The organism is Arthrobacter sp. MPF02 (assembly GCF_046605375.1).
Lineage (GTDB): Bacteria > Actinomycetota > Actinomycetes > Actinomycetales > Micrococcaceae > Arthrobacter.
The window spans coordinates 1253965-1270918 of sequence record NZ_CP176772.1 but is presented as its reverse complement, the minus strand read 5'-3'; the positions used below and the strand labels follow the sequence as shown (position 1 = coordinate 1270918).

General features: G+C 67.1%; 12 protein-coding genes and 1 pseudogene. 7 read left to right on the top strand and 6 right to left on the bottom strand.

The window, feature by feature from the left end:
• Positions 1-14: 14 nt before the first annotated feature.
• Complete coding sequence (locus ACLH0K_RS06005; protein ID WP_411375908.1) at positions 15-1202, bottom strand: ubiquitin-like domain-containing protein; 1188 nt, start codon at positions 1200-1202, stop codon at positions 15-17.
• A 255-nt stretch (positions 1203-1457) separates the two neighbouring features.
• A complete protein-coding gene (locus tag ACLH0K_RS06000) occupies positions 1458-2366 on the bottom strand; it encodes a TatD family hydrolase (protein ID WP_411375907.1) in 909 nt (302 codons plus the stop codon).
• Positions 2367-2529: 163 nt separating this feature from the next.
• Here ACLH0K_RS06000 and ACLH0K_RS05995 point away from each other — a divergent pair, with 163 nt between their 5' ends.
• From ACLH0K_RS05995 to ACLH0K_RS05980, 4 genes are all read left to right on the top strand, one after another.
• Complete coding sequence (locus ACLH0K_RS05995) at positions 2530-3633, top strand: AAA family ATPase (protein WP_411375906.1); 1104 nt, start codon at positions 2530-2532, stop codon at positions 3631-3633.
• Positions 3634-3688: 55 nt separating this feature from the next.
• Positions 3689-4078 (top strand): primase-helicase zinc-binding domain-containing protein, encoded by a 390-nt coding sequence (locus ACLH0K_RS05990; RefSeq protein ID WP_411375905.1) that lies wholly within the window; start codon positions 3689-3691, stop codon positions 4076-4078.
• A 172-nt stretch (positions 4079-4250) separates the two neighbouring features.
• Complete coding sequence (locus ACLH0K_RS05985) at positions 4251-5096, top strand: DUF58 domain-containing protein (RefSeq protein ID WP_411376418.1); 846 nt, start codon at positions 4251-4253, stop codon at positions 5094-5096.
• Positions 5093-7573: a DUF3488 and transglutaminase-like domain-containing protein gene (locus ACLH0K_RS05980; protein WP_411375904.1), complete on the top strand. Its 2481-nt coding sequence runs from the start codon at positions 5093-5095 to the stop codon at positions 7571-7573. Before ACLH0K_RS05985 ends, ACLH0K_RS05980 begins: the two co-directional genes overlap by 4 nt.
• A gap of 45 nt (positions 7574-7618) precedes the next feature.
• Here ACLH0K_RS05980 and ACLH0K_RS05975 read toward each other — a convergent pair whose 3' ends face one another.
• Both ACLH0K_RS05975 and rsmI read right to left on the bottom strand, forming a co-directional pair.
• The gene (locus ACLH0K_RS05975) at positions 7619-9121 is read right to left on the bottom strand and encodes an NAD-dependent succinate-semialdehyde dehydrogenase (RefSeq protein WP_411375903.1); all 1503 of its coding nucleotides are present in this window, start codon (positions 9119-9121) and stop codon (positions 7619-7621) included.
• Positions 9122-9307: 186 nt separating this feature from the next.
• Positions 9308-10183, bottom strand: a complete 876-nt coding sequence (gene rsmI / locus ACLH0K_RS05970) for a 16S rRNA (cytidine(1402)-2'-O)-methyltransferase (RefSeq protein WP_411375902.1) — start codon at positions 10181-10183, stop codon at positions 9308-9310.
• Positions 10184-10228: 45 nt separating this feature from the next.
• Between rsmI and ACLH0K_RS05965 the strand changes: the two genes are divergently transcribed.
• Entirely contained in the window at positions 10229-11971 is a 1743-nt protein-coding gene (locus ACLH0K_RS05965) for a dolichyl-phosphate-mannose--protein mannosyltransferase (RefSeq protein WP_411375901.1), read from the top strand.
• A gap of 67 nt (positions 11972-12038) precedes the next feature.
• A pseudogene (locus ACLH0K_RS05960) lies at positions 12039-13867 on the top strand (AMP-dependent synthetase/ligase).
• Here ACLH0K_RS05960 and ACLH0K_RS05955 read toward each other — a convergent pair.
• Both ACLH0K_RS05955 and ACLH0K_RS05950 read right to left on the bottom strand, forming a co-directional pair.
• Positions 13858-14970, bottom strand: a complete 1113-nt coding sequence (locus ACLH0K_RS05955) for a TIGR01906 family membrane protein (RefSeq protein WP_411375900.1) — start codon at positions 14968-14970, stop codon at positions 13858-13860. The pseudogene ACLH0K_RS05960 and the gene ACLH0K_RS05955 sit on opposite strands and share 10 nt — an antisense overlap.
• Positions 14971-15090: 120 nt before the next feature.
• Positions 15091-16083, bottom strand: coding sequence for a stage II sporulation protein M (locus tag ACLH0K_RS05950; RefSeq protein WP_411375899.1), 993 nt, complete (start codon positions 16081-16083; stop codon positions 15091-15093).
• A gap of 68 nt (positions 16084-16151) precedes the next feature.
• On the opposite strand from ACLH0K_RS05950, the gene ACLH0K_RS05945 reads away from it, so the two are divergent.
• The gene (locus ACLH0K_RS05945) at positions 16152-16952 is read left to right on the top strand and encodes an RDD family protein (RefSeq protein ID WP_411375898.1); all 801 of its coding nucleotides are present in this window, start codon (positions 16152-16154) and stop codon (positions 16950-16952) included.
• The last annotated feature ends 2 nt before the right edge of the window (positions 16953-16954 follow it).

Below are 16954 nucleotides of genomic sequence, written 5' to 3'. Positions count from 1 at the left end.
CGAGTGCGGGTTGGTTACCTGCTGGCTGCCCAGCCGCAGCCCCAGGGCTGCAGGCCGCGCTGCGCGTAGACCCTGTTGGCGATGTCGATTTGCTGGGCTTTGGTGGCAAGGCTGGCGTTCGGGGCATAGGCTCCGCCGCCGGCACCGATCCACGTCCGGATGTCGAACTGGAGTCCGCCGTAGTACCCGTTACCTGTGTTGATGCTCCAGTTTCCGCCGGACTCGCACTGGGCAATCTTGTCCCACATGGCTTCGTTCATCATGGCAGGGGCAGCAGCACCGGTGTTGTTGCCGGCTGGGGCAGCGGCCTGGGCCACAGGCTTCGGCTTGGTACCCACAGTCACCTTTTCCGCGACCGGCTGCACGGCGACGGTCTCGGAGACGAGAGTGCGGGACGCTTCGCGGCCGTCTACCAGGACGAGCTTGAACGTCTTTTCCAGCTTGCCGGCGGACCCCTCCTGCGCAACTTTCCGTTCGCCCTTCAAAAGCTCAGCGCTTTCGGTGATCACGGTTTCGAACGGGACATCCTCGGTGGTCACTGCGGTCTGGGCGTTGTCAACGCGCGAAACCTTGACCACCATGTTGTTCACCACGTGGGCGTTGGCCGGCTGGGAGGTGCGGTCGTTGGCCCCCAGGGTCAACCCGGCATCCTCGAGGACCTTGCCTACCGTGGCTGCAGTGGTGGTGGCGGTGTTCACCTTGCCGTCGGCCACAATGCTGACGGTCTTGGGCGTGGAGATGGACACAAACGAGCCTGTGACGGCGAGCTGGGCGTCGCGCGGAGCGGACACCGAGGAAGCGCTGGCCACCCCAAGCTCGGTCACCAGGCCGGCAACGTCCCGCGCGGTGGTGTTGACTGTCTTCTCGGCCCCGTCCAGGCTGACCTGGACCTCTTTGGCCTGGTTGACGTTGATGACGGTGCCGTTCCGGACGGAAGCGTCCAAGGCGGGTGAAACTTTGTCCGTAGGCTTGAGCTCCAGGTTCGCACTCTTGACCACCTGGCCCACAGTTCCCCCGAACGTCTGCACGGACGTTACCTTCCCGTCAACGTTGAGCGTGACGGTTTTGTTATTGCCGACGAAGGCAACCAGCCCCACTACCAGCGCGCACAGCACCAGCAACTGGGCGCCAACCTTGATAGAGCTGAACTTGCCGTCCGTTGTGAAGAACTTGACCACGATTGCCCGTAACTGTCGGTCCATCCGGGCACGGGGATCGCGCACTAAAATACCCGGCACGGCCCTTCATCCAGGCAGTCCGGGCACCGCTGCGCCGCCACACTTCGCGCAGCGGTCAGGCCGGGATAAGGAACCGGCACATCGTGCTGCTTATGGAAGTGAATTACCCGATGGCCTTCCCCGACCCCGGCTAACAGTTGACCACTGTAACCGTAGCGTTATAAAGTGGCCAAGAAATTTGCATACCAGGTATGGCGTCAGGATAACCGGACGGATACGTCAGGCGGCCCAGGATCCGTATGCGCGCACCGTATTTTCGGTGATCCCGGCACACAGCCGGCCGAGGTCCATGTTTGTCAATTCGGCCATCGCCCGCACCGTGTAGGGCACCACGTAGCTAGCGTTCGGGCGGCCCCGGTAAGGGTGCGGCGTCAGGAACGGGGCGTCCGTTTCCACCAAAACCAGGCCGGGGTCGGCAACAGCCAGCGCTGCCCGCAGGTTTGAGGCATTTTTAAAGGTGAGTGTTCCGGCGAAGGACATCCACCAGCCCTCGCTGTTGCAGATCTTCGCGAGCTCTTCGTCACCGGAAAAGCAGTGGAAAACAACACGTTCGGGAGCGCCCTCCTCCCGGAGGACCTGCACAACCTCGCTGTGAGCGTCCCTGTCGTGGATCTGCAGCGTCAGATCCAGACGCTTGGCGATATCGATGTGGCGCCGGAAGGAGTACTTTTGGTGGGCCAGGCCTTCGCCTTTTGTACGGAAAAAATCCAGGCCGGTTTCACCGATGGCCCGGATCCTCGGATGCTTCGCCAGCCGCTCAATCTCGCCGAGGGCGTCCTCCAGTTCGCCCCTGGCCGCATACCGCGGCGCATCGTTGGGGTGCAGGGCCACAGCTCCGAGCAGCCGCTCGTCCTGCTCCACCGCCTGGACGGTGAACCGCGAGGACTCAAGGTCGCAGCCCACCTGTACCGCGCCCTGGACGCCGACGGCCGCTGCAGCATCAAGCGCCGCCTTAAGCGCTACAGGCGCCTTTCCGTCCGGGTAATCAAGGTGGGTGTGGTTGTCCATCACGGGCACCGGGAGGGGTTCCGGGGCGGGAGGAAACTCCTGCTTCCTGCCGCTTGCGCCCGGGTCGTCATTGCCGGCGTGGATGGTGCGGTAGGCGTCGGGGGTCAGCGGATTGCACATCCATCCAGCCTAACGGGGTTGGGGCCCCCCATTTTTGCCGGAACTCTCTGTCTGCTGCGCCAGTTGTGTTAGTAGTCTGGTACGAACAGATGCGAACGCCCACCGAGGGGCGATGGCAGGCTTGCTGTCCCGTCCAGGTGAAACCCGGGCTGAAAGGTTGCCGATGGAATCCCACCGACGAGTTGCCAACGATGGAAGCGCTGCCACCGCCAGTATCGCGGGTGTTGCCGAGCCTGTTAGCAACTTGAACGGCCACCGCCACGCGGCGCCGATGGATCAGGGCCCGTTCTACGAGGCAAGCCAGCGGATCCTGACAACCGTTAATACGGTCATCGATGGCAAATCGGACGCTGCCAAGCTGGCCCTGACAGTGCTGCTGGCACAAGGCCACCTGCTGCTGGAGGACGTTCCGGGCGTGGGCAAAACACTCCTGGCCAAGACGCTGGCCCGCACCATCGACTGTTCGGTCAACCGCATCCAGTTCACCCCCGACCTCCTGCCCTCCGATGTGACCGGTGTGTCCATCTTCAACCAGTCCTCCGGGCTGTTCGAATTCCGACCCGGCGCGGTCTTTGCGAATATCGTTATCGGCGACGAAATCAACCGTGCTTCAGCAAAGACCCAATCCGCGCTCCTTGAGTGCATGGAGGAGCACCAGGTCACCGTGGACGGCAACTCCTACCAGCTGGATGAACCCTTTATGGTTGTCGCCACGCAGAATCCGATTGAAATGGAGGGGACCTACCCGCTGCCGGAGGCGCAGCGGGACCGCTTCATGGCGCGGATTTCAATGGGTTATCCGGACAAGGATGCGGAGATCGAGATGCTCGAAACCCACCAGGCCGCTTCGCCGCTGGCCAGGGTCAAAGCGGTGGTCACCGCTGCTGAAGTTGCAGCCATGATTGCCACCGTCCAGCAGGTTTACGTCTCGCAGGCCGTCAAGGAATATACGGTGTCAGTGGGCCGGGCAACCCGGGAAAGCACGCTGCTGCGGCTGGGTGCCAGCCCCCGTTCCATGCTCCAGCTGCTCCGTGCCGCCAAGGCAACTGCCGCCCTCGACGGCCGCGATTTCGTCCTGCCGGACGACGTCATGCAGGTGGCCGAGGCCGTCCTGGCGCACCGGATCATTCTGGACCGTAAAGCAGCCGGCGCGGGTGAGACGCCGCACAGTGTGCTCAGGGGCATCCTGTCGAGGCTTCCCGTTCCTCAGGAGCCTGCCGGTTCCGAGCCGGTGTCCGCCGTTGCCGGCCTGGGCAGGAACCGCTAGGCGAAGCCATGGCACTGGTGGACAGGCTGCCGCGGCACATTTTCACGCAGCGCGGATGGGGAATGCTCGGCGCTGGTGCCGCCGCCCTGGCCGCCGCCCACATCATGGGGCGGCGGGACCTCCTGACGCTCGGTGTCCTCCTGCTGGTGCTGCCACTGGTTTCGCTGGCCGGCATCCGGCTGGTCAAGCCGAGGTTCCGGGTCTACCGCGAGTTCAACCCGTCCCCTGTCGAAACCTCCTCCCCTACCACTGTCCGGCTTGCGGTGGCGCGGACGGGAACCGCGAGTGGCCGGACAACCATGGAAGAACGCCTGCCATCAGGTTTTGGCGACTCTCCGGTCTTCCGGTTCCCCTCGCGCTCGGCAACCGGCGCAACCAGCCGGTACGAATACCACCTGCGGTCGGACCAGCGCGGACAGTACCGGATCGGCCCGGTGACGGCTGAATTCACGGATCCGTTCGGGTTGTCGCTGCACCGCCAGGCCATCGATGACGGGGACGTCCTCACCGTGACGCCGTCCGCCGTCGTCCTTCCCCTGACGGGCCTCGCCGGTGCCCGCGGCAACGACGGCGTAACTGCCACCCGGATCCGGGCCAACCCGAGCGATGACGATGTCATGACCAGGGAATACCGCCACGGTGACCCCATGCGACGGGTCCACTGGGCAGCCACCGCGCGGCACGGTACCCTCATGGTACGGCAGGAGGAATCCGTCACCACCCCGGAAGCGACCATCATCTTGGACCACCGCGCCCATGCCTTTTCCGGCGGACCGGCAGCGGCCGGCCTGGCCGGGCACGACGGTCACACCATGGCCACCAGCGCAGCCTTTGAGTGGGCGGTGGTGGCAGCTGTGTCCATCAGTGCCCATCTGGCCGAGCGTAACTACGGCCTGCGCCTGCTGGATCCGCGCGGGGAACCGGCCTTCCTGCACTCGCCCTCGGCGCCGGAGCCTGAGGCGGAGGAGTTCAGCGGTGCCGCCGGCCTCCAGTCGATCGCCGAAAGCCTCGCCGCCATCCAGCTCACCGGGCACCACCAATGGCGGGACGGCCGGCCGCTGGACGGGCCCGGGAGGGGCCTCTCGATGCCGGAACTGTTCGGACCGCGGAAACTGGCCGGGCAGGACCCGGGCCTGCCGGCCTTCGACGACCAGCTGATGGACAAGCTGTCCGCGCACCGCATGCGCGGTCCCCTCATCGCCGTGCTCGGCAAAATCCCGCAGGAGGAAGCCGTGTCCCTGGCGCCCGCCGCCGGCTACGGCACGAATGCCTTCGCGATCCTGGTGACCGACAAACCGGCAGAAGCCGGGGCTGTCCTCGAGGCACTGCGCCAAGGCGGCTGGCGTGCCGTTGCCGTTCCGCCATCGGTAGCGGTGACCGCCGCCTGGGGGCAGTTTGACCAGGATATGGAGTTGCCGCCCCCTGCGGCAGAGGTACGGCGCGGAGCGGGGGTGGCCAAGTGACTATGGCACCGGCCCGGCCATCCACAACCGGGCAACAGTCGACCCCGGGCGGCAACGCGCCCGAGGCCAGGTCACGCGTTGGTGGCTTTCCCTGGGCGATGGCTGCTGCGATCGCGGCCGGCGTCTGCGGAGCCGCCCTCTCCCTCAATGGCGTGCTGCGGGGCTGGGGCTGGTACTGGCCGGTGCTCACCACCGTGCTGGTGGTCAGTTTCACCCTGGCTGGACTGCGGGCACTGCGCGCCCAGCCCCTGCTGGTGACCGCCGGCGGCTTCCTGTCCCTTGGCATCATCCTGACACTCACATTCTTCCGCGGCTCCAGCTTCCTCGGGTTAATCCCGAGCGGGGCCACGCTCACCGAGTTGAACCGCCTGATCCGCCGCGCCAGTGAAACCGTCCTCGCAGAAACAGCACCCGTGGCACCCAACGTGGGAATCGTCATGGTGATCTGCGCCGTCCTGGGCCTGGCAGTCATCCTGGTGGATGCACTCGCCGTACCCCTTGGGATGCCGGCCGCCACAGGCGTGGGGCTGCTGGCCATCCTGGTTGTGCCGGCCATGATCAAACCGCAAAGCGCCGGCTTCTGGGGCTTCACCGCCGCTGTTGCCGGATACCTGATGATTCTCGCCGTCAGCCAGTGGTTCACACCGGACGCACGGACCCAGGCCGATTCCGCACGCAGTCCCGGGCAGCTGCGGCGGGCAGTGCTCACGGGCGCCGCCGCCCTGGTGGCGACCCTGCTGGTGCCCCTGGCCATTCCCGGGTTCGACCAGGGCACCTTTCCGCAGGGCTCCCGGCTTAATCCCTGGGGCACGTCCACTGGACTTAATCCAATGATCACCCTCGGAAACAGCCTGCGGACACCGGACGGAAGCGGGCGGATCACCTACGCCACAAATGCTGCTACCCCGCTGTACCTGAGGTCCGTCACGGTGGACAACTTCGACGGCGAATCCTGGGGCCCGGACGACCGCAACGCTTCGCGGCTGCCGCTCCTGGGACAGATCGACCCGGGCTATGCGGTTACCGAGAGCGACCAGGTGCAGCAGATCACCGCGATCGATACCGGCACCTTCAACAGCCCGTACCTGCCGGCCCCCTACGCCCCCGAATCCGTCCGCGGGCTGGACGGGCGCTGGACGTGGGATCCGGCCACACTGAGTATCAAGGGAACCGAAACCACAACCCGGCGGCAGGAGTACGTCGTGACGTCTTCGGTACCCACCCTGTCAGCGGAGGTCCTGGCCCAGTCCCCGGCGGCAGTAAGGGACATTCCGGATGACTTCACCAGGATTCCGGGCAATGTCCCCGGGATTGTCAGGACCACGGCCGGCACTGTGGCCGGTGCCGCGGCCACGCCCTATGACAAGGCAATCGCCATCCAGCGGTACCTCCGCTCGGCGGAGTTCACCTATTCGCTGCAGTCACCGGTCCAGGGCGGCTACGACGGCAACGGGCTATCCGTGCTCGCCGACTTCCTGGAGCAGAAGAGCGGCTACTGCATCCACTACGCATCAGCGATGGCTGTCATGGCGAGGCTCGAAGGCATTCCCAGCCGGATCGCTGTGGGGTACGCTCCGGGGAGGCTGACGGGGGCAACGGTGACAGTGGCGGGGCAGGGCGCACTGCCCGAGTACGAAGTTGACGCCCGCGACGCCCACGCCTGGCCCGAGCTGTACTTCCAGGGCCTGGGCTGGGTGCCCTTCGAACCGACGCCCTCCCGGGGCGTGGTTCCCGAGTACGCGGCCGAGTCCTTCGCACCGGCCGCCCCGGGCGCGGTGGAAAACAACGACGACCTCATTCCCGAGTCCACGCCGGCGCCGGCACCTGCGCCCAGCGCTGCACCGCTTCCGGGCCCGGGCAGCGCGGGCAGCACCGAGGAAGGCGTGCAACTCCTGCCGGTTCTGATCACCGTCGGCGGGGTCCTGGGCGCCGCCCTCCTCGCCGCTACACCGCACCTCGTCCGTGCCGGCCTTCGCGCCCGCAGGCTGCGGCCGCGGGATTCCGCCGAAGCCGTACCCCTGGCCTGGAGCGAGTTGCTGGACCTGGGCAGGGACTATGGCGTGGCCCCGGCCACCAGCGAGACACCGCGGGCGTACTCGAGCCGGCTTCGCAGACACTTGGGAGACCCCGGTGGGACGGACGCGGCCGCGGACCAGGCCGTGGGAGTGCTGACCACCGCTTTTGAACGGCACCGGTACGGCCGCCCGCCCCTGCCGGCGGCGGGCCAGGAGGCGCACGACGCCGGGCGGCCCGGGGCGGTTCCGACCGGCGGGGGCGCTGGCGCCCGCCTCGCCGCCCTTGAGTTGGCGCTTAGGGAAAATGCCACGTTCCTGCAGCGGCTCCGCGCCGCATGGCTTCCGCCGTCCGTGATGGGCCGGCTGGGGCGGTTAGTTGGAGCGCCGGCCAGGGCCGGGGCACATGTACTGGCTGCGACGGCGAAGGCCGCCACCCGCTCCGTCCGCGTGCGTTCGCGGTAGGGAGCGGATGGCGGCCGTCAGCAGCCGGATACCGGACCTTGGCTGTTACTGTCCCGCGTAGGGGTCGGCGATGCCGATGTACTGGGTGTAGAGGTATTCCTCGATGCCTTCGAGGCCGCCTTCACGGCCGAGGCCTGACTGCTTGACGCCGCCGAACGGTGCGGCGGCGTTGGAGATGACGCCGGCGTTCAGGCCGAGCATGCCGGTCTCGAGCCGCTCACCCATCCGGATGCCGCGGTTGAGGTCCTTGGTGAAGACGTAGGCCACCAGCCCGTATTCGGTGTTGTTGGCCAGGCGAACAGCGTCATCCTCGCTGGAGAACGTGACGATCGGAGCGACGGGGCCGAAGATTTCCTCGGACAGGATCCGGGTGCCTTCGGTGACGCCGGCAAGGATGGTGGGCTGGTAGAAGTAGCCCGGACCCTCCACGGGTCCGCCGCCCAGGACGGCCTGCGCACCGGAGGCCACGGCGTCGGAGACCAGTTCGTGGACCTTGTCCCGGCTCTTGGCGTCGATCAGCGGGCCCACCTTGGACTCTGGCTCGGTGCCGCGGGCGGTGGTCATCTCCTTCATCTTCGCGGCGAACTTCTCCGCGAACACGCCGGCGACGGATTCGTGCACGATGAACCGGTTGGCCGCGGTGCAGGCCTCGCCCATGTTCCGCAGCTTCGCGAGCATGGCTCCGGCAACGGCGGCGTCCAGGTCGGCGTCCTCGAACACAATGAACGGGGCGTTGCCGCCGAGCTCCATCGAGGTCCGCAGCACTGTGTTGGATGCGTCCGCCAGCAGCCGGCGGCCCACCTCGGTGGAGCCGGTGAAGGAAAGTTTCCGCAGCCGGGAGTCCTTGATCAGCGGGCCCGTGGTGGCACCGGCGGTGGAGGTCGGGATGAGGTTCAGGACACCGGCAGGCAGCCCGGCTTCCTGCATGACGGCGGCGAACAGCTGGGAGGTCAGCGGTGTCAGGTTCGCGGACTTCAGCACCATGGTGCAGCCGGCAGCGACGGCGGGGGCGATCTTCCGGGTGGCCATTGCCAGCGGGAAGTTCCAGGGTGTGATCAGCAGGCACGGGCCCACGGGCTTCTTGGTCACCAGCAGCCGGGACTTGCCGTCCGGGGACACGGAGTAGCGGCCGAACGCACGGACCGCTTCCTCCGAGAACCAGCGCAGGAACTCAGCGCCGTAGGTGACCTCACCGCGCGCCTCGGCGAGCGGCTTGCCCATTTCCATGGTCATCAGGAGTGCGAAGTCCTCGGCGCGCTCGGTCACAAGCTCGAACGCGCGGCGCAGGATCTCCCCGCGCTCACGCGGCGGAACCTTCGCCCAGGACTCCTGCGCGGCCACCGCAGCGTCCAGCGCCGCGGCACCGTCCTCGGCGCCGGCGTCGGCGATGCTCAGCAGCACCTTCCCCGTTGCCGGGTCCTCGACGTCGAAGGTCTTCCCCGAAGCGGCGTCCCGCCACTCGCCGTTGATCAGCAGTCCGGTGGGGACGGAGGCCAGAAGCTGGCTTTCGCGGTCGGCGCTTACCGCCGGCTGTGCAGTGACAGTCACGATGACTCCCTCGTCAGTAGGGTTGGTGGCAGCCCTTGCGGCGGCGGAATGACCGGGCTCATCAGGGGCTGATTTAGTGCCAGACTACTGCCGCCGTTTACCCCGGGTCTACGCCCCTGCGCACTGCCCAAAGTGCGCTTTGCTGTGCAGCTGCACAGCAGAACACGGGGCAGGCACGCGGTCGTTTCAGCGGGCTGCCAGGACAGCGGAATAGAGCTCCCTCTTGCTAACCCGCACGTCATCCGCCACCGCGGCAACGGCTTCCTTGAGCCGGACACCCTGCGAGACGAGTGCATTCACAGCTGCCACATGGTCTTCGGGGCTGCCCGCCGCCTGCTCCGGAGCCCCTCCAACCACAACCACGATCTCCCCGCGGACGTCCGAGCTTTCCGCCCACTGCAGCAGTTCACCGAGGGAGCCGCGGAGGACTTCTTCGTATGTCTTGGTCAATTCCCGGCAGACGGCAACGGGACGGCCGGGACCGAAACGTTCCTTCAGCGCGCGCAGCATGGGCTCGAGGCGGTGCGGCGCCTCGAAAAACACCATGGTCCGGCGTTCACCGGCGAGGTCCGCCAACCGTGATGCCCGTTCGCCTGCCTTCCGCGGAAGGAACCCCTCGAAGCAGAAACGGTCGGTGGGCAATCCGGACAGCGCCAGGGCCGTGAGCACCGCCGACGGTCCCGGCACCGCCGTCACCGTGAGGCCGGCCGCAACGGCTCCCTCCACAAGCCGGAAGCCAGGGTCGGAGACAGAGGGCATGCCGGCGTCGGTAACCATGACCAGGGTGCTGCCCGCCCGGACCTGCTCCAGCAGTTCCGCAGTCTTGGCCGCCTCATTGTGCTCGTGGTAGCTGATCACCCGGCCGGCCACCGTCACGCCCAGGCTCTGCACCAGCCGGTGCAGGCGGCGGGTGTCCTCGGCAGCCACGATATCCGCAGTACCCAGCAGTTCCACGAGCCTGGCCGAAGCGTCACCCGTGTTTCCGATCGGGGTGGCGGCCAGGACTATGCGTCCCGCTGCTGCGGGGCCGGTATCAGGGAGGGTGCTGGGGTGAGAGTCCACGCAACCAGCCTACTGCTGCGGGGACTGCCAGCCGCAAAAGGTAGCATGGGGCTCGTGACGCAGACCTCCACGCGGCCGCCCGGAGCCGGACAACCCGCTCCCGCCGGAACCGGCAAAACCGCGGAGGCCGCGGACAGCAGCGGGGACGGCATGCAACGGTCCGGTCCCCCTGCGCGGCCCTGGATCAGCCGCCCGGCGGAAGCCTTCACCGTTGGAGCGTTGCAGGCACGGCTCCTGGGCACAGCCCAGTCCTGGCGCGACTACCCGCCGTCGCTGCGGCTCTGGCTGCTGCTGGTCCCGGTCCTGACGGCAGTGGCCGGCGGAATCCTCAGGTTCGTCCGGCTGGACCACCCCCACAAACTGGTCTTCGACGAGACGTACTACGTGAAGGATGCGTACTCGTACCTGATCAGCGGTTACGAACGCAGCTGGCCGGACAAGGCGAACGATTCCTTCAACGCCGGCAACCCGGAAATCCTGCTCACGTCGCCCGAATACGTGGTCCACCCACCGGTGGGCAAATGGATGATTGCCGCGGGCATGGGGATGTTCGGGGCGGACAATTCCTTTGGCTGGCGGTTCTCGGCGGCCCTGACCGGAACGCTCTCCATCCTGCTCCTGTCCCTGATAGCACTGAAACTTTTCCGCTCCCTGCCGTTGGCCGGGGCCGCAGGTTTACTGTTGGCGGTGGACGGGCACCATCTGGTGATGTCCCGGACCTCCCTGCTGGACATCTTCCTGATGTTCTGGATCCTGGCCGCTTTCGGCGCCCTCCTCCTGGACCGCGACGACGGCCGGCGCCGGCTTTCCGCCCTCCTGGCCCGGGCCGCCGCCGGGAACGGCGGGCGCATCCCCGCCACCGCCCTGCTGACGGGACCTTGGCTGGGCATCCGCTGGTGGCGGGTTGTTGCGGGTGTTTGCCTGGGGCTCGCCGTCGGAACCAAATGGTCCGGACTGTTCTTCCTTGCCGCCTTCGGCCTCCTCACTGTCTTCTGGGATCTCAGCGCCAGGCGGGTGGCGGGAATCCGCGGCTGGATCAGCGGCGGCGTCATCAAGGACGGGCTCCCGGCGTTCTTGGGCATCGTCCCGGTGGCAGCGGCCGTCTACGCGGCAAGCTGGACCGGCTGGTTCCGCTCGGAGGACGCCTACTTCCGGCGCTGGGCGGAAAGCAACCCGTCCGCAGAATGGGGATGGCTGCCGGACTCCGTCAGGTCGCTCGCCCACTACCACCGGGAGGCCTATACGTTCCACCAGGGCCTGGGCTCCGAGCACCCCTACGAAGCAAGCGCCTGGAGCTGGCTGGTACTCGGCAGGCCGACGTCGTTTTTCTACGAATCCCCTGAGCAGGGCACCCCCGGCTGCGACGTGGCCAAGTGCACGTCCGCTGTCCTGTCCGTCGGGAACCCCATGGTCTGGTGGGGGGCAGCCGTATCCCTGGTGATCCTGCTGTTCTGGTGGGCGGGCCGGCGGGACTGGAGGGCCGGAGCCATACTGGCCGGCGTGGGCGCAGGCTACCTGCCGTGGTTCCTCTATCCGGAGCGGACCATGTTCTTCTTCTACGCCGTGTCCTTTGAACCATTCCTTGTCCTGGCGCTGGTGTACTGCCTGGGGCTGGTCCTTGGCCGCGCCACAGACCCGCCCTGGCGCCGGCGCTCCGGCGTGTACCTGGTGGTCCTGTTTGTAGCGGCAGCGGTGTTGCTGTCTTCCTTCTTCTACCCTATCTGGGCCGCGGAAGTTATTCCCTACGACGCCTGGCGGATACGTATGTGGATGCCGTCCTGGATCTAGGGCAGGATGGCAGAAGACCCCCGATGGACGCCGCTGCCGCGGCCCGGCAGCGGAACGGAGACCTGCTGTGAGAGAAGCAAGCACGGAACTGCTGGTGGAGCTGGACGCCGGCTGCAACGTCACCGATCTCCTGCTGGAGCAGCACGCCGCCAACCCGGCGCATGCCCTCTACCGTCGCAAGGGGCCCAACGGCTGGGTGGACGTTCCGGCGGCCAAGTTCCTGCAGGATGTGAGCGCCCTGGCCAAGGGACTGATCGCCGGCGGGCTGGAACCAGGCAATACTGTGGCCGTCATGTCCGCCACCTCCTATGAATGGACCCTGGTGGACTTCGCCATCTGGTTCGCCGGCGGTGTCACCGTCCCCATATACGAGACCTCCTCCGCACGGCAGGTGGAGTGGATCATCAGGGACTCCGGCGCCCGGCGCATCTTCGTCCAGGACCACCCCATGGCGGAGCTGGTGGCAGGGGTGGTTGCCGGCTCGCCGCCGCTTCGCGACCGCCTGGTGAACGTGGTGAGGATGGAGCACGACGGCGACGCCCCCAACCTCGCCAGCCTCGCCGCCGCGGGGGCAGGGGTCAGCGATGCAGAGCTCGAGCGTCAGCGCAGCAGGGCAGGGATCGATGACGTGGCATCGCTGGTGTACACCTCGGGTACCACGGGAAACCCCAAGGGCTGCGAAATCACCCACGGCAACTTCGCCCTCGTGGCCAAGAACATAGTTGTGTTCCTCCCGGAGCTGTTGCTCCGGGACCAGGCGCGCACACTGATGTTCCTGCCGCTGGCGCACGTCCTGGCGCGGGCCGTGCAGGTGGTGTGCCTCGCCGGCGGGGCCACCCTGGGACATACGCCCGGCGCCGCCCAACTCCTGGAGGACCTGGGTACGTTCAAGCCCACCTTCCTGCTGGTGGTCCCCCGGATTTTCGAGAAAGTCCGCGCAACCGCGGCCCACAAAGCTGCCCTGGCGGGCAAATCCCGGCTGTTCAAGGCAGCCTCGGCAGCCGCAATCGCCTTCTCACGGGAACAGGACAGGGAAAGCCGCGGCGACGGTACCGGTCCCGGTTTGCTGTTGCGGATCCGGCATGGATCCTTCGACAAGCTGCTCTTTCCGCGGCTCCGGCAGGCCCTGGGAGGGCAGGTGCGGTATACGGTGTCCGGTGCCAGCCCGCTGTCGCGGGAGGACGCGCATTTCTTCCGCGGCGCCGGGATCCCGGTCCTGGAAGGCTACGGCCTGACCGAAACCACGGCGCCCTGCACCGTCAACACGCCCTCGCATACGCGCGTTGGATCCGTAGGCATTCCCATCCCCGGCACCACCATCCGGGTGGCCGGGGACGGGGAAATCCTGGTCAAGGGCATCGGTGTGTTCAAGGGCTACCACGGCAACGCCGCGGCCAACGCCGAAGCGTTTGTGGACGGCTTCTTCCGGACCGGTGACTACGGCACCTTGGACGCGGACGGCTTCCTCACCGTCACCGGACGGAAGAAGGACCTGCTGGTCACCGCCGGCGGAAAGAACGTGGCCCCCGGCCCCTTGGAGGACATCATCAGGTCCCATCAGGTGGTAGGGCATGCGGTAGTGGTGGGCGACGGCAAGCCGTTTGTGTCGGCGCTGGTGACGCTTGACCCGGAGGGGCTCGGCAACTGGCGCTCCGAGCAAGGGCTGCCCCCGCTCCCCTTCGCGAGGCCACGTCCGAGCCCTCGGTATTGCAAGCAGTACAGGACGCGGTGGACCAGGCCAACCATCTGGTGTCCAAGGCCGAGTCCATCCGGTCCTTCGCCATACTGGACGCGGAATTCACGGTGGAGTCAGGCCACCTGACGCCCTCGCTCAAACTGAAGCGGGCCGCCGTCGTGCAGGATTTCCAGGCGAAAATCGCCTGGCTTTACGCCTGATCCTCCGCGGCCTCCCTGGGCGGCAGGCCACGCCGGCGGCGCGTGGGCCAGGTGAGGACCAGTGTCACCAGTGCCGTCAGCAGCACCAGGCCTGCAATGGCGATGCCGGCATCGATCCAGAACTGGCCAGGGAACAGCCGGATCAGGGTGTCGTCCAGGCTGAATGTCCAGGACCCGTCTGCGAAAAAGATGCGGTGGAACTCGGTAAAGAACTGCTGCCAGCCCAGGAACGCGAGGGTGCCGAGTCCGAGGATGATGACCAGGGTGATGATGGAGCCGGCGAACAGTCCGCGGCGGACGCCGCCCGTGCTGCGCCTGCGCAGGTAGAGGACCGCGACGAGGCACAGGAGCAGGAGCAGCGCGCCGGCGCCGAAGGTGGACAGGATCACCAGTTTGACGTCCGCCATGTGGCTGACCTCGCCGTCCTTGAACAGCCTGTCACCGCTGCGGTGCACCAGGTCGCCGAGGTAACGCGGCCCTGACCAGTTGCTGAGGTAGTCCACGGCGTAGGAGCCGTACGTCATGCGGTCATCCGTGCTGAAGCCGTACCCGTCGCCCGGGAAGCCGGGGCGGTTGTACTCCACCCAGAGGAACAGCGGGCTGGTGACCGCACGCACGGCCAGGACCAGGAGCACCACCGGAAAGCAGATGGCCAGCAGGACCTGCATAACCCGGGGAGCTACAGGCTTGGCGTTTGCGGCGTTCTCACGCTCGGCGTTGCGCCGCTCCACCTCTTCCTCCGGCGGGCGTACATGCAGCGCCGACGTGTCGAGCGGCTCGTTGAAGACGGGTGAACTGCCGTTGCCCGGCCTGTCACCAGCGTCCGACGGCGGCGCGGCAGCGGCTTCGGCTGCCTTCCGGTCCGCACGGGTTCCAGCCTGCGTGCTTCCGGGCGCAGTGCCGGCGTCACCGCTGCCGTCGACGGAGGACGACCCGGACGGCCTGTCGGCTCCGGGAGTATCTTCGGCCCTTGAGCCGGCGGTGTCCCTGCCGGCAGGAGCCATCCAGGAAAAGGCGGGTTCGTCGGAGTCGCCGGAGGTATCCAGCAAAGGCTCCGGCTGCGGCTTCGCGCTCTTGGCACGGGCCGGTGTTTCGTCTTTCACAGCAGCGTCACTTCCGTCGGGTTTGCACGCCGGCCTTGGCCGGCACGCTTTATCTGTTGTCGAGCCTACAGTCCGGGGCTTGGGCGGAGCGAGGAACCACCCCGGCGCGATTACAACGATTCAGGCAGCGATTTCCGTATAGCCCGCGTCCTCACGGCGCAGGTCGCCGCGTTCCCCGGCCTGGTACGCCCGCCTCCCCCAAACGAGCACGTACACCCAATACAACGCAAGCACGGCAGCACCGATGGTGATCTTGGCCCAGACCGGCAGCGGGCTGGGCGTGACAAACCCCTCAACCAGCCCGGAGGCAAACAGCACCAGGACCAGGCCGAGCGCCACGGTGATAAGCGACCTTCCTTCCTCGGCAACCGCGCGGCCCCTTGTGCGCGGCCCCGGCGATACCATGGCCCAAAAGATGCGAAGGCCGGCGGCACAGGCGACGAAAACCGCCGTCAGTTCCATCAGCCCGTGCGGCAGGATGTAGCTGAAGAAAACGTCCTGCTTCCCGGCGGCGGCGAAGACCCCGGCAGCCACTCCAACGCCCTGCGCGTTGCTGAACAGGATCATCGGCACCCATATCCCGGTGATGCCGAGCGCCACGGCCTGCGCGCTGATCCAGGCGTTGTTGGTCCACACGGCACCGGCGAAAGATGCGGCAGGGTTTTCCGAGTAGTAGTCGATGAAATCCTCCTCGACATACTGCCGAAGTGCAGCCTCGGAACCCACTGCCCGAAGCGCTTCGGGCGACGTTCCGATCCACAGCGCATAAGCGGATCCCACCACCATGAACGCAGCTCCGCAGGCGAGCGTGAGCCAGGTGAGCCGGTAGAAGGCCGCTGGAAGCGCCGCCACAAAGAACCTGGCGAGGTCGGCCATCGGATTGGTGCGCGCGCCGGTAAACCTCGTCCGTGCTTGTGCCAGTGTTGCCGAGAGCGACGCCGAGAGCCCGCTTTCCGGGGCAATGGACCGGATGAGGGACAGGTGCGAGGAGGTGGACTGGTACAGGGCCAGCAACTCGTCCGCTTCAGCTCCGGTAAGCCTGCCCTTCCTGGTCAGCTCGTTCAATCTCGACCACTTGTCCGCGTTCACCGCGGCGAAGGCGTCCATGTCCACGGGACCAGCCTAATGCCACGGCACTAGACTTTGACCGTCCCATCGAATGCGAGGAACGGGTACATGCTGTGAGTCCGATCGTTACCGGCGAGGCTGTGGTCCTGGAGCTGCGTCCTGCATCGTTCGCCGCCCGCGCGCTCGGCCTGATCCTTGACGTCCTCTTCCACGTGGTGCTGCTGGTGGCGGTCCTGATCGGCCTGTCCGCGGCCGGGGAAGACGTTGACGAGGCGGCCATGCGCGCGCTGGTCCTGTCCAGTGTGGTCTTCTGCCTGGTGATCCTCCCGGTCGCGGTGGAAACCCTGAGCCGCGGCCTGTCCCTCGGAAAACTCGCCACTGGCCTGCGGGTTGTCCGGGACGACGGCGGCGCCATCCGCTTCCGGCACGCGCTGATCCGCGGCCTCACCGGTTTTCTCGAGATCTATTTGACTTTCGGGGGGCTGGCCCTGGCCGTGGCCCTCTTCAATTCCAAGTCCCGCCGCCTTGGCGACCTGTTGGCCGGGACCTACGCCATCCGCAGCCGGGTACCGGTGGAACCGGCCGTTCCGGTTTTCATACCGCCCCGGCTGCAGGCCTGGGCGGCGGCGGCGGATATCGGACGTATCCCGGACGCCGCAGCGCGGCGGGCGTCCCAGTTCCTTCGCCAGGCGGGCAGGATGGCGCCGCTGTCACGGGCAGGGATGGCGGCCTCCATTGCCACGGAGCTGTCCGCCCACGTGGCCCCTCCCCCGCCTCCGGGGACGAGCCCTGATGACTTTCTTGCCGCTGTCGTTGCCGAACGCCGGAACCGCGAGCTTTCCCGGTTGTCGCAGCAGCGCCGGCGCAACACTGCTGTGGGGGAACGGCTGCAGCGCCTGCCTTTCAGCAACTGACG

What these genes read in the sequence shown, in the direction of transcription:
- ACLH0K_RS06005 (WP_411375908.1), bottom strand. Translation starts at nt 1,202, where the DNA reads ATGGACCGACAGTTACGGGCAATCGTGGTCAAGTTCTTCACAACGGAC.
- ACLH0K_RS06000 (WP_411375907.1), bottom strand. Translation starts at nt 2,366, where the DNA reads ATGTGCAATCCGCTGACCCCCGACGCCTACCGCACCATCCACGCCGGC.
- ACLH0K_RS05995 (WP_411375906.1), top strand. Translation starts at nt 2,530, where the DNA reads ATGGAATCCCACCGACGAGTTGCCAACGATGGAAGCGCTGCCACCGCC.
- ACLH0K_RS05990 (WP_411375905.1), top strand. Translation starts at nt 3,689, where the DNA reads ATGGGGAATGCTCGGCGCTGGTGCCGCCGCCCTGGCCGCCGCCCACAT.
- ACLH0K_RS05985 (WP_411376418.1), top strand. Translation starts at nt 4,251, where the DNA reads ATGACCAGGGAATACCGCCACGGTGACCCCATGCGACGGGTCCACTGG.
- ACLH0K_RS05965 (WP_411375901.1), top strand. Translation starts at nt 10,229, where the DNA reads ATGGGGCTCGTGACGCAGACCTCCACGCGGCCGCCCGGAGCCGGACAA.